Source organism: Nostoc sp. LPT, assembly GCF_017115165.1.
GTDB lineage: Bacteria > Cyanobacteriota > Cyanobacteriia > Cyanobacteriales > Nostocaceae > Nostoc.
Window position 1 is genome coordinate 32,194 of sequence record NZ_JABXKF010000082.1, and the last position, 14,216, is coordinate 46,409.

At 41.7% G+C, this 14,216-nt stretch carries 13 protein-coding genes; 4 read left to right on the forward strand and 9 right to left on the reverse strand.

All coding sequences use genetic code 11. The features are described 5' to 3' along the window. Positions 1–15 precede the first annotated feature (15 nt). The 5 genes from HWQ58_RS17590 to xseA form a co-directional block, all read right to left on the reverse strand. Positions 16–3,366, reverse strand: a complete 3,351-nt coding sequence (locus tag HWQ58_RS17590; RefSeq protein WP_292865114.1) for a response regulator — start codon at positions 3,364–3,366, stop codon at positions 16–18. A 994-nt stretch (positions 3,367–4,360) separates the two neighbouring features. After that, positions 4,361–4,834 (reverse strand): response regulator, encoded by a 474-nt coding sequence (locus HWQ58_RS17595; RefSeq protein ID WP_292865117.1) that lies wholly within the window; start codon positions 4,832–4,834, stop codon positions 4,361–4,363. Next, positions 4,831–7,086 carry an ATP-binding protein gene (locus HWQ58_RS17600; protein ID WP_292865119.1) on the reverse strand — a complete coding sequence of 752 codons (2,256 nt, stop codon included), beginning with the start codon at positions 7,084–7,086 and terminating at the stop codon, positions 4,831–4,833. Before HWQ58_RS17600 ends, HWQ58_RS17595 begins: the two co-directional genes overlap by 4 nt. A gap of 411 nt (positions 7,087–7,497) precedes the next feature. Beyond that, complete coding sequence (gene xseB, locus HWQ58_RS17605) at positions 7,498–7,725, reverse strand: exodeoxyribonuclease VII small subunit (protein WP_292865122.1); 228 nt, start codon at positions 7,723–7,725, stop codon at positions 7,498–7,500. After that, positions 7,718–8,986, reverse strand: coding sequence for an exodeoxyribonuclease VII large subunit (gene xseA, locus HWQ58_RS17610; protein WP_292865125.1), 1,269 nt, complete (start codon positions 8,984–8,986; stop codon positions 7,718–7,720). Before xseA ends, xseB begins: the two co-directional genes overlap by 8 nt. A gap of 141 nt (positions 8,987–9,127) precedes the next feature. Here xseA and HWQ58_RS17615 point away from each other — a divergent pair, with 141 nt between their 5' ends. Both HWQ58_RS17615 and HWQ58_RS17620 read left to right on the forward strand, forming a co-directional pair. Further along, on the forward strand, positions 9,128–9,361 hold the full coding sequence (locus tag HWQ58_RS17615; protein ID WP_292865128.1) for a hypothetical protein: 234 nt from the start codon (positions 9,128–9,130) through the stop codon (positions 9,359–9,361). After that, positions 9,354–9,782 (forward strand): type II toxin-antitoxin system VapC family toxin, encoded by a 429-nt coding sequence (locus HWQ58_RS17620; protein ID WP_292865131.1) that lies wholly within the window; start codon positions 9,354–9,356, stop codon positions 9,780–9,782. Before HWQ58_RS17615 ends, HWQ58_RS17620 begins: the two co-directional genes overlap by 8 nt. A 137-nt stretch (positions 9,783–9,919) precedes the next feature. On the opposite strand, the gene HWQ58_RS17625 is transcribed toward HWQ58_RS17620, so the two are convergent. From HWQ58_RS17625 to HWQ58_RS17635, 3 genes are read right to left on the reverse strand one after another with little or no spacing between them, the layout of a single operon-like run. Continuing rightward, on the reverse strand, positions 9,920–10,381 hold the full coding sequence (locus tag HWQ58_RS17625; RefSeq protein WP_292865134.1) for an HNH endonuclease: 462 nt from the start codon (positions 10,379–10,381) through the stop codon (positions 9,920–9,922). A gap of 8 nt (positions 10,382–10,389) precedes the next feature. Beyond that, positions 10,390–10,830 carry a hypothetical protein gene (locus HWQ58_RS17630; protein WP_292865137.1) on the reverse strand — a complete coding sequence of 147 codons (441 nt, stop codon included), beginning with the start codon at positions 10,828–10,830 and terminating at the stop codon, positions 10,390–10,392. Positions 10,831–10,842: 12 nt separating this feature from the next. After that, complete coding sequence (locus HWQ58_RS17635; protein ID WP_292865140.1) at positions 10,843–11,376, reverse strand: hypothetical protein; 534 nt, start codon at positions 11,374–11,376, stop codon at positions 10,843–10,845. A 493-nt stretch (positions 11,377–11,869) separates the two neighbouring features. Between HWQ58_RS17635 and recA the strand changes: the two genes are divergently transcribed. Next, positions 11,870–12,949, forward strand: coding sequence for a recombinase RecA (recA, locus tag HWQ58_RS17640; protein WP_292865143.1), 1,080 nt, complete (start codon positions 11,870–11,872; stop codon positions 12,947–12,949). A gap of 642 nt (positions 12,950–13,591) precedes the next feature. Next, positions 13,592–13,915 (forward strand): thioredoxin family protein, encoded by a 324-nt coding sequence (locus tag HWQ58_RS17645; protein ID WP_094327275.1) that lies wholly within the window; start codon positions 13,592–13,594, stop codon positions 13,913–13,915. Here HWQ58_RS17645 and HWQ58_RS17650 read toward each other — a convergent pair. Next, complete coding sequence (locus tag HWQ58_RS17650) at positions 13,902–14,135, reverse strand: hypothetical protein (protein WP_292865146.1); 234 nt, start codon at positions 14,133–14,135, stop codon at positions 13,902–13,904. The genes HWQ58_RS17645 and HWQ58_RS17650 overlap by 14 nt on opposite strands. Between the last annotated feature and the right edge of the window lie 81 nt (positions 14,136–14,216).

Here is a 14,216-nt window from a genome sequence, read left to right on the forward strand (position 1 = left end):
CGAATCATTATCATTTTAAGTTATGGTATTATTTAATTTAGTCTGCACCAGTGCCACAACAGCCTGAACTAACTCTTCTGGATCGAGGGGCTTGGTAACGTGCCGTTGATAGCCACTGCTTATCGCTCGCTGGGAATCCTCAACTCTGGCATAAGCAGTCAAAGCGATCGCCGGAATCTCTCCCCCTTTTTCGGGCGTTAAAGTGCGGATCTGTTTGATCAGAGAATAGCCATCGACTTCAGGCATCCCAATATCACTGACTAAAACATCGGGTTGAAAAGACTCCAAGTTTGCCAATACTTCCGTCGCAGAGGCGACAGTCAGCACTTTTGCTCCGTATTCCGCAAGTAATACTGTTAATAGCTCACGAGCATCGGGATCGTCATCGACTGTGAGAACTCGAATCCCCGTGAGTTCGAGTGCTTTTTGTGGCAACTCATCTGGCTGGTTGATTTCCGGTTCTACATTCAGCAGTGGCAATTGGACTGTAAAGGTGGCTCCCAAGCCTTCACCAGGACTATCAGCCTTGATCGTGCCGCCGTGCGCCTCAACTAACTGCCGAACGATCGCCAACCCCAATCCTAACCCCCCATACTTGCGAGTAATGGAAACATCTTCCTGACGAAATGACTCAAAAATATACGGGAGAAACTCTGGGTTAATGCCTTTGCCAGTGTCACTAACGATAATCTGTGCTCGATCATCAACTCGCTCTAGTCTGGTTTCTACCCGTCCTCCCTTGGGGGTAAACTTGATCGCATTGGAAAGTAAATTCCAAACGATCTGTTGCAGGCGGTTGGAATCTCCAGAGACTTGCCCAATATTCGGCAGTACTGAATGCAACACAATTGATTTGGAAAGGGCTGCTGTATTTACTGTGTCGATCGCAGATTCAATCACAAATGCCAGATTTACAGGAGCAGCATCTATGCTAAGTTTGCCGCGCAGAATCTTGGCTACATCGAGCAAGTCATCAATCAGTTGAGTTTGCAGTTTTGCGTTGCGTTCAATGGTGGCTAAAGCTTCAGCTGTTTTGGTTTCACTAAATTTGCGGGTTTGTAGCAGTTTTGTCCAGCCGAGAATGGGGTTGAGAGGCGATCGCAATTCATGGGAGAGAATGGCCAGAAACTCATCTTTGATACGATTGGCGCGTTCGGCTTCGGCTCTGGCTGCTTGCTCCAATTTCAACAAGCGATCGCGTTCGATTTCAGCTTGTTTGCGAGCGGTGATATCCTGCACGTTGCCTACCATCCGTACTGCATTGCCCGCAGCATCATAAAAAACCTGACCTCTAGCCGCTAACCAGCGAATGCCATCAGGATGTAGAATGCGGTAATCATCTTCATAGTACTCTTGCTGTTGCTGGATGGTGTGACTCACTATTTCATTGGCTGAGGTGCGATCGTCTGGGTGCAGGTGGCTTAACCACAGTTCATAGCTGATTTCCTCTGTGGTTGGGTCAAGCCCGAACAAATTGTAGTACTCTTCAGATACATGTATACTTTTGCGGGTAATGTCCCAGTCCCATAGTCCCAATCCCGTAGCTTTGTACGCCAATTTCAACCGGGCTTCGCTCTCCTGCAAAAGGAGTTCTATTTTTTTGCGATCGGTGATGTCTCGCGAAATCAATAAGATTCGTTCTAACTGCCCGGAGGCATCCAGAATCGGGCTAACGACCACTTCCCACCATTTCGCAGTACCTTTTGCAGTTGGGCAGTATCCGCGAAAAATGTTGACTTTGCCTGCTTTAGCGGCAGCGAGTGCCTGCTCTGCCTGTTGCCGATAGCTGCCTTCCCAGAAACATAGCCATTCAGTATTGAGATAGGAATTTAAGTCGTCAATTTCCATCAAACACAGTCCACCTATATTCATGTACAGGAGCCGCCCGTCCAGGCTTAATACCTTGATGCAGTCAGAACTGCTATCTAAAATACGGTTTTTAAATTCTTCACTCTGGCGCAGGGCTTCGGCTGACCGTTTGCGTTCGGTGATATCTAAATCGATACCAGCCATCTGAATTGGTTGTCCGTGTTGGTCGTAAAATACCTTGCCCTGGCTCAATGCCCATCGAATTTTACCGTTGCCATATACCACTCGAAATTCAATGTCATAGTCTTCTCCGTTGGCGACAGCACGATCGACGGCTGCCAGCACGCGATCGCGATCGTCAGGGTGCAACCGCGCGGCAAACATCTCGAATGAGCCGTCAAACTCTCCTGCTTCCAGTCCAAATAAGGCTTCCAGGTTATCCGACCAGGAAATTGTTCCCGTCTGGATATTCCAGTTCCATGTTCCCATCCGAGAAGCTGATAGTGCCAATTGCAGCCGTTCGTCACTCTGCCGTAATTCTGCTTCTACCCGTCTGCGATCAGTCAGTTCATTATGTGCCTGCTGATAGAGTTCCGCCTGTCGAATTGCAATGCCAACTTGAATCGCCAGTTCTTTAAGCAAGTCAATCTCTAAGGGTTGCCATCTTTTTGGTACAGCACAGTTGTGAGCAATTAGCAATCCCCAAAAGTGATCATCATAAACAATCGGCACGACCAGATTAGCTTTTACTTGATACTGAGTCAACAATTCAACGTGGCATGGGTCAATGGTGCTATCTTGAATATCAAATATTGCTGTTACGTAACCCTGACAATAGGGTTGGCTATAATTTTCGACAAAGGCGGGATCGTTGCTGACAATTTCCAGTGGATTCGATGCAAGGTATTTCTTAGCGAGGCAGGGATCGTACATAGTGGAGTAAAGGAGCGATCGCCACTCTGTCCCAACCGATTCTGCTACTACTGTCCCATCTCCGTCAGGTTTTAACTGAAAAACCAAGACGCGATCAGTGTGCAGAAATTCTCGCACTTCGGTTACAGTTGTCTGAAGAATTTCATCCAGATTTAGCGATTGGTGAATTTTCTGGGTAATATGTGAAACTACGCGCTCTCGTTCAATACGCTGTTGTAATTGGGTGTGTAGCCGCACTGTTTCAATTGCCCCATTGACCGCTGTTTGCAGCTTTTCTGGGGTAATTTGCTCTTTGACAAGATAATCTTGTGCGCCCGCTTTGATCGCCTTAACTGCGATCGCCTCGTTGCCCTGCCCGGTGACAACAATCACAGGTAGGCAAGGCTGTTGGATTGAGGGTTGCAATTGTGCTATAAATTCCAGCCCGTCTAGGTCAGGTAGCCGATAATCAACCAACACAGCATCGGGCTGGTGTTGCTGCCAAAGTTCTAGTCCTTGCTGCCCCTGCGTTGCTTCTAAAAATGTATAGGAATATTCGCGATCGCGCAGCAAATATCGCCGATAGAGTTCTCGATCTTCTGGCGAATCATCGACAATTAAGAGAGTGCGCTGTTGCTGAGACATCGTGAATTAATTAATCGAGTATGAGTTAACCCACATTTTGCAGGTTAGCAGAGAAAAACTGGTATTTTTCAATCAATGCTAAAACCCCTATTATGCCAGGATTTTAACATACTTGATAGACTTTATTTTGTTGCTCTTTTCATCAGCTTTGCATTAACATCTTTACTTGGTTTTGATGTAGTATATGTTGCTTACAAACTATTTATAATACTTATATCACTTTTGCTAGAGAACAAGCTATAAATATTCATTCACTCATACAAATTATTTATGAAGAGTATATTTGCTTTCTTATTTATTATAGAAATTTATGTAAACATTTTAAAATCCTTTTTCTCTCTACTTCATGAAGCTTACAATCTGAAAGATAAGTTTTTACACAACATGATATCAGCTCCAATTATCCATTTTTACCTTAGGCAAACATATAAGCTGAAATTACTGTGGTCAGGTAGTTTTACTTTTTTAACTTCATCGATAATCTGTGACGTGGAAAAAATATTTGCCAAAAATTCAGGGTTTTTGCTGGATACAGAAAACCGAGTTCTTATTTTGGATAAAGTTGAGATTAGACCAATAGCAGATTCCAAGCTTTTAGTGCGTTACGTTATTGCTAACACACCCTACGTGGATTTCAAAAATAAAATACTAGTCCTATAGCAATAGTGCTTAGTTAAAACTAGAAAATAAAAATGTCTAAGTTAGTTTTCGTTCCTCAACCCAACCGATGAATGAGCAATATTGAGTTCTATAGAATTAATAAACACGATAGATAACATAATTTTTAGTATTTTTGCTATCAATACAGAAAACTCGGAAGAAGAAATAAATACTCAATACGTTGTTAGATATGGTGAAAAAATATGAGCTTTTTTTACATATCTACGAAAGCGGTCAATCCACTGAGTTCAGCGAATTTCCTTGTTGACAAAAACTCAGTTTTCAATATCTAACTGAAAAACGATGAGGCAATTGCGCGATCTCTAACTCATGACTAATCCTTTGGATAATCAGGTAGCGTCGTCACTTGAAACCAATATTCTACGAGCATCTGAATATCTCGTTTGAGTTGAGCAAAGTTAATTGGCTTAACGATGTAACTGTTGACACCATATTGATAACATACTTCAATATCTTTGGGATTGTTAGAGGTAGTAAACACCACTACCGGAATCATCTTCAAGTTGTCATCCTGTTTAATCCGGCGTAACACTTCTCGTCCATCGGTTCCGGGCAGGTTCAAGTCAAGCACAATCAAGCCGGGTCGGGGCGCACTTTCGCGCTCCATATAACTGCCAGTCCGATAAAGAAACGCCAAGGCTTGTTCGCCGTTCACACATCGCTGAATGGCGAACGCAATGGCAGAGCGTCCTAGAAATCGTTGCAGTGCCTCAAAGTCTTCGTTGCTATCCTCCACAATTAAAAGTAGTGGCATTTCCTGGATGTGGGAGGCTGAAATCTGAGTCATGTATTTGCCTCCGCCGACAGGGTGAAGTAAAAGGTACTGCCTTGAGTCGGGGTAGATTCCACCCAAATTCTACCACCGTGACGTTCCACAATTTTGCGGGCAATGGTTAACCCTACCCCAGTTCCACCGCCAAAGTCATCCCGTCCATGTAAGCGGCGGAAGATTTGAAAGATTTTGTCAAGATACTGTTCAGCAATACCAATGCCGTTATCACGAACGTAGAAAATCAAAGAAGTAGAAGCAACTTTTTCTCCATTTCCTTCGATAAAACCAATTTCTACCCATTTTTCAGGTTTATCGTTGTATTTAATGGCGTTGCTAACTAGGTTGGTGAAGAGTTCATTAATCTGAGTGCGATCGCATTGAATGCTCTTAAAAGGTTGAGGAATCCGAAATTCAACTTTACTCTGCGGTCGGGCAATGGTCAATGTGGTGATCACCTGCGGGACTAACTCATTCAGATTCACTGGTTGCCGGATCAGTTCGGCGCGTCCCAACCGGGAGAAATGGAGGAGTGAATTGATCAAGTCTTCCATTCGCTGGGTCAGCCGCACCAGGGTTTGGAGTTTGGCAATTCCTTCGTTATCCAGTACGTCTGCATAGTCTTCCATTAAGAAGTTAGCGTAGTTATGAATGCCCCGGAGCGGTTCTTTCAAGTCATGGGAGGCAACGTAGGCGAAAGAATCAAGTTCTTCGTTACTCCGTTGTAATTCAAAATTCATTGATGCTAGTTTGTCCGCTTGCCGCAACACCACGCCCACAACCAGGCTTCGCAGTTCAATAACCGCCTCAACTTCGCAGGGTTTCCAGGGTAAGGCAGATCCTTGCACCGTTTCTTGCCATAATTCAAAGGATTTGCGAGGAGACATTCTTAAACTGCCATCTGACAAAACTTCCACAGGCTTGTTGGGGTTGCCGCCCCAATTCACTGTTTGAATTACCTCTGGGCGAAACCAAAGAATGTAATTGTGATGAACTCTAGAAATTTCCAAGGCTAAAACGCCACTGGCGATCGCTTTATATGACTCGGCAGTAGGGTTATCTTTAGTGAGCGATCGCGTCTCAAACAAGTTATGAGACAGGTGAGGTTTAATCCAATCAAGTAAGGCGTGAACCTCTTCCTCTGATGGCGTTTTACCTAGTCGAATACACTGGTTGCCACTGCATATTACCGCTCCCGTGGCGCTGGTCAGATTGAGTAATTGAGATTGCAGTTGCACCATGCCATCCAGGAAATACTCAGCTTTAGACAACCCTTCCACAAATTGAGTTTGCAGTGATTTCAATTGCCTTTTATAATCAATGTCTTCACTCGCTTCTTTATTTGCCAGTTCCACAGACATCACCTGTCCAATGAACTCGCAGATAGTGCGGATATTGTAAGGAACATATTTAGGCGAGGAATGATGACAGGCAATTAATCCCCAAAGCTTTTGATCCTGTATCAGGGAAATAGACATGGAGGCAGTCACGTCCATATTTTTTAGATATTCTAGATGTAACGGAGAAACACTCCGTAACACCGATAAACTCAAATCGAGCGGTTGATTTGTCAAGGGATTGTTCGCTGGAATTAAGGTAACAGGATGGTAGCTGGCATCTGGAATCAGCCGCAGCCAGTTGAGGGTGTATAGGTGTCTGGCTCGCTTGGGAATGTCAGAGGGCGGATAGTGTAAATCCAAATAGGGTGTTTCTTGATTAGTGTCTTCAGCGATTACCTTGCCTGCTCCTTCTTGATCAAATCGATAGACCATGACGCGTTCAAAACCAGTGATTCGCCGGACTTCTGTAACCACAATCTGGCACATTTCCAGCAGTGAGGGTGCTTTCTGAATGCGGGTAATGGTTCCTCTTACCTGTTGAGAAAAGTCAAAAAAGTTTGTTTTCCCCTTTGATTTTTTCGGTTCTAATTCCAGAATAATGATATTATTTAAACGATGTATAATGCCATCAAAGTAAATTGATTTATTCAGATATTTAATGGACAGGTTGAGGGGATTAACGCTTTCAAAATCTTCTGCCAGACATTGTTGAATCAGCTTAATCTGCTTGGCGTCGAGTAAATCTGACAACGACTTGCCCAACAACTCTTCAGGTTGACGACCAACAACTTCTTGGGTATTGCTGCTCACCTGAAGGATTTCCAGAGTGGGATCTTGCAAAACCAGTAAAACCCCGTGAGGCTGGATCAGATTGGGAATGTGGATTGGTTCGCGCTCGCAGTTTGTCAAATCAATGATTTCATCAGTCATTCTCAGTTTCTCAAACTCCTCATTAGAACTTTGGCAGAAATCAGAAATGTTGAATATGTAGTGAAAACGGAGATTTCCTAAGTCAAATTATTTCTTTTTAGCTGTTTAGCTTTTTAATTATATTGAACTGACTACTAGAACTTTCTCTAAAATATACAGATTTTAAATAGATGCTTTAACTATAGCAATCCTGAATCAATTCGTGAGCAACAAGCCCCTGAGTTTTTCAATAATTCGGGGATCTGCGGGTTGAAATTTGACTGTTTCAGCCTTAACGGCAGACTCTAGTACAACACGGCGTAAATAAACCACCCATTCCAAATCAATAAAACACTTACGCTTATGCTGTATTCATTTTGACTTTTGACTTTTGACTTTTGACTTTTGACTTCCGCCTTGCGGCTCTAGCTTCTATTCTTGATTTAATGTTTCAATCAACAAATCTACCTGCTGTTGTCGCTGCTGCAAAAAACCTTCGCACTGACGCAAATACTCCACAGCAGTTGCAAATTGGTCAAACACAGCTGACAATTCCAACTCACCCGCCTCAATGCGAGTAATAATTCCTTCTATCTCAGCAACCTTCGCCTCATAATTCCAACCCTCCTCAGAACTAGAAGCACCCTTACGTTTAACCATTCAACTCTCCATGTTCTCTGCGCCTCTGCGGTTCATTCACTTCCATAACCTTCACTTTAACCCCACCCTGCCCCAACTGAATCACTAAATCTTGCCCCACAGCCAACTCCGTTGCCGAACGAGCGATCGCCCCATCTTCCCTTCTCACCACCGCATAACCACGTTGCAACACCGCTTTCGGGTCAAGAGTTGCCAACTTTTGCCGCAATAATTCTAAATGCTGCGTTGCTTGCTGCGATCGCCCCGTCGTAATTTGTACCAAATGCTGACGCTTCCAAGCTAGCTTTTCCACCTCCTGCTGCACTTGCCGATCTAACCGCAAACGTCGCAAACGGTTCCGTAATACTTGCAATTGATCCTCAGCATTTTCCTTAAAGTTATGCACCGCCTCATGTAAAGCGACAACTCGCTGCCGATGTTCAGTATACAACTCCGAAAGTGCTGGCACAACCATTTCTGCTGCCGCGGTGGGTGTATGCACACAAGCATCTGCAACTAAATCTGCTAAAGATTCATCTCGTTGATGGCCGATACCAGTCATTACAGGAATAGAACAACTAGCAAGCGATCGCACCACTCGTTCGTCATTAAAACAAGCCAACTCTTCCACCGCACCACCACCTCGCGATAAAATTAGCACTTCGGCGCGACCATCTCTTTCCACGCGCTCAATTGCTTTGACGATAGATTCAGGCGCTTGCTCACCTTGTACTGTAGCTGGAGAAAATAAAACGTGTAAACCTGGATACCTTTGCTTGAGAGTTTTTTGAATATCACCCCAAGCAGCAGCAGTCGGTGAAGTAACGACAGCGATCGTTTGGGGATGGGTTGGGAGCGATCGCTTTCTTTGCGCGTCGAACAACCCCTCAGCCAGCAAGCGATTTTTGAGTTGTTGATAGCGCAGCGCCTGTAAACCAACACCAGCAGGTAGAGTTTGCCAAACTGATAACTGATACTCTCCCCGTTGCGGATACAGGCGAATGCTGCCCAAAATGATTATTTGCTCACCAGGAACAGGTATCTGGGTGAGTTTTGGCAATTGGCTATTCCATACTACACACTTAATTCCGGCGGTGCGATCGGGATCTTGCAGCGTGAAAAATAACCCACTGCGATGATTGTTAGCACTGGAAACTTCGCCAGTTACCCAAACTTGCCGTAATTGTTTATCTTGCTCTAACAGCAAGCGGATATAGTCAGTTAATCCAGATACTGAAAGCGCTGTATCGAGAATCAGAGAGTCAGGAAGGTCGAGAGTCATTAAAGATGCGCGGGAGCAAAAACCTAGTCAAATCTTAGCAAATAACGTTAATTGATAGCTATTGTGTTGAATAATCAAACTGAAAATATCCCAAACATCTATTAGACTTAAATTAATCACTAAATAGAGTTTAAAACCATAATGGAAAAAATAGAACTTGAACTAGACAGACTTACATTTGAACGAGCAAAAACACTGGCAATAGTAAATAAATCAACTTTATCAGAATTGATTAGTCAAGTCATTGAACGTTTAGCAAAAGTTCAGGAGAAAAACGATCCCTTAATGGGATTATACGCTGATGTCCCAGAAATTGTTGATGAAATTGTTGCTGAGGCAATGGAAAAAAGAGGATATACTGTATTAGATGAATAAAGTAGAAAAATCCCTACTTGATACGGATATTATTTCAGAAATTATTAAACGAGTAAATTTTCGTATTATTGCCAAAGCCAATAGTTACTTAAACCAGTTTGATAAATATACAATTTCTGTAATTACAGTTATGGAAATTGTAGAAGGCTGGCAAAAACGTAAGCAAGAAAAACGTCTTCAGCAATTTTTAACTATACTGGCTTCACAGGAAATATTATTCTTTGACTTGACAGAAGCAGTATTAGCAGGGAAAATCTACGCTGATTTAAAGACAACCGGAAAAAGAATTGGTTATCCCGATTGTATGATTGCAGCAATTGCCATCAGTCATAATCTAACTTTAGTTACTGGTAATTTATCTCATTATCAAATGATTCAGGATTTAAATTATTCACTAAGACTAGATAACTGGCGTTTATAGTAACAAGGGTGACGGATGAAGTGCCATCAAGTTTCGCCATTAGCTAAATGAAATGCTTTAATGCAGATATAAAACTCTTTATTGAATGTTAGATTTCCCAATGGGCGTTAAAGCAATAACTGATTACACTATTTGGTTTAATCTCTTAGAGACTGGAGTAACTGGCTAGGGCGTGCCACCTTCACAGCAAGATAAAGATTCGGATAGTGAACAAATATATAGTGTTCATATTTGTACCAATGCATCTCACCCTTTTCTTTGTTACAAACTTGGCAAATGACCCATAAATTATTGAATTCCATTGCTAACCAAGGATACTGTGATCGAGGTAGCTTGTGATCTATCGTCTTACCACCTTTGTCAGAGTAATGAGAACTACAAATTGGACAGTACCAGTTGGAATTTTTTCTCACCCAATTTTTACTATCTTGAGTTGTACCACACTCATAATCACCATTAATATAGCGCCAATAATCGAATTTCCGATAAGTTTCAAAATCTTGATGAGTTAGCCTGTTATATCGCTTGTTACCAATTTTGTCCGCAAGCTCAAATAATTCTTTAAGTTCTTTATCTTGAATATTAACAATATTAACCATGTTTTCTACTAAAAGTTTACTGTTCTATATGTTTTTTGATTAGGCTTATTTTTATATTTGATATTAGTATTTTTACTGAAATCAATAAATTCCATCTCTGTCTCAGGAAACTGCTTATCTATTTCTTCTGCTACCTCGTTCACTTCTTTAGATAAGCTCTGATTATAGTCTTTTATTTCTTGATTAGTGAGATATCTATTACCAATACGATCGGCCTCGATAAATAATTCTTCAAGCGTCAATTCTTCAAGCTGATAATTATTTATAAACTCCTCTATTTTTTGATAAAAACTAACAACATTATCCCAGCCAATATTCATGTAAAAGTTTTCTTTTAGCCAAATTTGGTCTTTTTTATGAAGCTTACTTCGATTTTTGGAGTTAGCGACTTGAACAGCCCGATAACTCATTCCTCTAAAATTCCTTTGTTTACATTTTTTATAAGCCATATAATTAATAATTTATCCTAAAGTCCATTTGAAAAAAGTAATTACTGCTTTCCGAATTTCACTGTCTTCATATTTGAGAATTTCTTTAATATTCATAGCTAGTTTAAGTTTAATTTGATCGACTAAACTTTTTAGAGATTTATTGTCTTTTTTGAGTTGTTCATTAACTTCTGTTAAGTTTTTGTTTTGAGAATATATTGTCTTGAGTTCAACTTCTAAAATATTATTTCTCTGAGACAAGCTTTTAATTTCAGCTTCGTATTTTTCTCTTTCCTGTTTCGGATACTTTTTAACTTGGTCAATTTTGGCAGCATATTCTTGCTCCTTCAACTCAATCTCTTTAGTTTTCTTCGTTACCAGTCCTTTCTGAGCAGCTTGAAGACGCTGACGCTTTATTAGTTCAGAACCAGCAAAAAGCGAAATAGCTCTGCGAATGGTAATCTCATCAGGATTGGTACTAAAGTCAATTACTTCCAAAGCACGCATAGCATCTGCTTTTGTCCATGCCTCACTTTCAAGTAGCTTAATAGCCTGTGACTTATTCACGTTTGCTTAGAATAATAACTGTAATTTATATTACAGTTATATCAGTATATAATTTCAATGCCAACAGGCTTTCTTCAACAAGGACGCTAACTTTACTAAACTTATCGATGCCGGAGACTACTGCGGTTTATGTTATAAGTGAGCAAGATTCAACGGTTTATTGATTGATCGCGCCACGTTGTACTAAGCTTTATATCTCTCCAAAATCAAGCAGTCTAAGTATGTACACTGCGTAAGGTCAGTTGTTTAGATAATTTTTCTTTGAAAACCCTTGCTTACCCAGCTAAAAAAAGCTATCTCTGAATGCAAGTTGGTATCATTGTGCAGAGCTACCCTAATTTGGTAGCGATCGAGTTACGATCTTGTCACACCCTTTTTTTGATTTGAGAAGTTCTATTCCAGAATTTTCTGGTTAAAATAGTATATCTGTTCTACTCAAACTCCAAAACCAACACTCCTTAAAACCATATATTTAGAGGCATTAGAGGCAGGAATGGCTATCAACACAGATACTTCAGGCAAGCAAAAAGCGCTGACTATGGTGCTCAACCAGATTGAGCGCAGCTTTGGTAAAGGAGCAATCATGCGCCTGGGCGATGCTACCCGAATGCGGGTGGAGACTATTTCCAGTGGGGCGCTCACCCTAGATTTAGCATTGGGTGGTGGTTTACCCAAGGGTCGGGTAATTGAAATTTATGGCCCGGAAAGTTCCGGGAAGACTACAGTAGCGCTACACGCCCTCGCCGAAGTGCAAAGAAATGGCGGTATTGCTGCCTTTGTTGATGCTGAACACGCCCTTGATCCTACTTATGCTGCGGCATTGGGTGTAGATATTGACAATCTGCTGATTTCTCAACCTGACACAGGCGAATCAGCTTTGGAAATTGTCGATCAGCTCGTTCGTTCTGCTGCGGTTGATATTGTAGTTATAGACTCAGTAGCAGCGTTGGTCCCCCGTGCTGAAATTGAAGGCGATATGGGTGATGCTCACGTTGGTCTGCAAGCGCGGTTAATGAGCCAAGCACTACGTAAAATTACTGGTAATATTGGTAAATCAGGTTGCACAGTAATTTTCATCAACCAGTTGCGGCAAAAAATCGGTGTTACTTACGGTAGCCCAGAAACCACAACTGGTGGTAATGCATTGAAGTTTTACGCTTCGGTGCGCTTGGATATTCGCCGAATTCAAACCTTGAAAAAAGGTACTGATGAATTTGGTAATCGCGTTAAAGTCAAAGTCGCTAAAAATAAAGTAGCACCGCCTTTCAGAATAGCGGAATTTGACATTATTTTTGGTAAAGGTATTTCTACCTTGGGTTGTCTTGTTGACTTAGCAGAAGAAACTGGCATTATTGTCCGCAAAGGAGCTTGGTATAGTTACAATGGCGATAATATCTCCCAAGGACGAGATAACGCCATTAAGTATCTAGAAGAAAAGCCTGAATTTGCTGAAGAAATTAAGAAACTAGTGCGTGAAAAGCTAGATAAAGGCGCTGTTGTTTCTGCTAACTCCGTAGCTAAAGCCAGTGACGAAGATGAAGAGGAAGAAGTAGATTTAGAGCCAGAAGAATAAGGAATATGGACTTATTAATCTGCAATTGCTAATAGATGGTGCGTTACAAAGACAGCTAACGCACCTTATTTTTTTAATCGAGATTTGGATATAGTTAAATACAAGCCTAAATCCAGACAGTGAATAGATGTGAACTTATAAACACATCCCACTTGATATTTTTGCGTAGGCGTAGCCCTTGGTAGATATTGCGCTATAGGACTCCGATTTGATTTCTGAAAACATACTGAGACTGAAAAGCCCGTTTTATCAGGGTTTTATCTGAAATCTTGTTCAGAAATCAGATATGATATGATGTCCGGGTAATTAACCATAATAACCGGAACCCCACCCCGCAAAAGCTGCGCTTTAGCTCCCCTCCCTGCAAGCGGGGAGGGGTTGGGAGTGGGGTTCTTTTATTATGAGTGATTTGGCGGACATGATATGAGTCCTATAGTTTGTCACAGATACTCAAAGACTGAGAATATGTTATCGGAGGTAGAATCCTCCTAAAAAATTGCCTTCCCTACTAAAAGCAGAGAAGGAGGAAAAAATACTGAATTAGGGTTTCAGCCTAAAGTTGACACTAATGACCATCTGTATGGTAATATCTCATAGCATTATGCTAAAAAACTTTGCCTAGAATCAAAGAGTAGCCAACCCATGAGTTTAGCTGTAATTAAGTTCTCTTCAGAAGAGTGCGGCATTTGCCACAAAATGTCTTTTTATGACAAAAAGGTGGCTGAAGAACTGGGTTTAGAATTTATTGATGTAAAGATGCAAGATACGACTGCTTATCGCAAGTATCGCAAGATTTTATTGACTCAATATCCCGATAAATCAGAAATGGGATGGCCTACTTACATCATCTGCAATTCTCCAGAGGGGGAATTTCAGATTGTTGGTGAAGTAAAAGGAGGTCATCCCAAAGGAGAGTTTAGAAGTCGTCTGCAAGAGGTTCTGAATTCTACAGCTAATCAGAACTAATTACCTCAAAAGATTTGACCTCCAGGACAGGGCCAATCATGGCAGTTGTCATAATGTCTTCACGCACCTGTCCTTTCACTTTTGCTTTTTGTCCGGCTTTGAGTAAGTCTTTGTCAGCCCCTCTGAGGATTTCGTAAGTAACGCCCTCTTCTGTAACTAACGCCCATGCGCCTGTACCAATATCACGACGTTCGACTGTACCTGTAAGTTTAATGCTCATAACAGTGCTGAGTGCGGAGTTAAAAGTAGAGACGCGATTAATCGCGTCTGTTAGGAGTTAGGAGTAGGGAGTGATTAAGAA

Coding starts and splice junctions, on each gene's coding strand:
- HWQ58_RS17590 (WP_292865114.1), bottom strand. CDS start 3,366: ATGTCTCAGCAACAGCGCACTCTCTTAATTGTCGATGATTCGCCAGAA.
- HWQ58_RS17595 (WP_292865117.1), bottom strand. CDS start 4,834: ATGACTCAGATTTCAGCCTCCCACATCCAGGAAATGCCACTACTTTTA.
- HWQ58_RS17600 (WP_292865119.1), bottom strand. CDS start 7,086: ATGACTGATGAAATCATTGATTTGACAAACTGCGAGCGCGAACCAATC.
- xseB (WP_292865122.1), bottom strand. CDS start 7,725: ATGGTTAAACGTAAGGGTGCTTCTAGTTCTGAGGAGGGTTGGAATTAT.
- xseA (WP_292865125.1), bottom strand. CDS start 8,986: ATGACTCTCGACCTTCCTGACTCTCTGATTCTCGATACAGCGCTTTCA.
- HWQ58_RS17615 (WP_292865128.1), top strand. CDS start 9,128: ATGGAAAAAATAGAACTTGAACTAGACAGACTTACATTTGAACGAGCA.
- HWQ58_RS17620 (WP_292865131.1), top strand. CDS start 9,354: ATGAATAAAGTAGAAAAATCCCTACTTGATACGGATATTATTTCAGAA.
- HWQ58_RS17625 (WP_292865134.1), bottom strand. CDS start 10,381: ATGGTTAATATTGTTAATATTCAAGATAAAGAACTTAAAGAATTATTT.
- HWQ58_RS17630 (WP_292865137.1), bottom strand. CDS start 10,830: ATGGCTTATAAAAAATGTAAACAAAGGAATTTTAGAGGAATGAGTTAT.
- recA (WP_292865143.1), top strand. CDS start 11,870: ATGGCTATCAACACAGATACTTCAGGCAAGCAAAAAGCGCTGACTATG.
- HWQ58_RS17645 (WP_094327275.1), top strand. CDS start 13,592: ATGAGTTTAGCTGTAATTAAGTTCTCTTCAGAAGAGTGCGGCATTTGC.
- HWQ58_RS17650 (WP_292865146.1), bottom strand. CDS start 14,135: ATGAGCATTAAACTTACAGGTACAGTCGAACGTCGTGATATTGGTACA.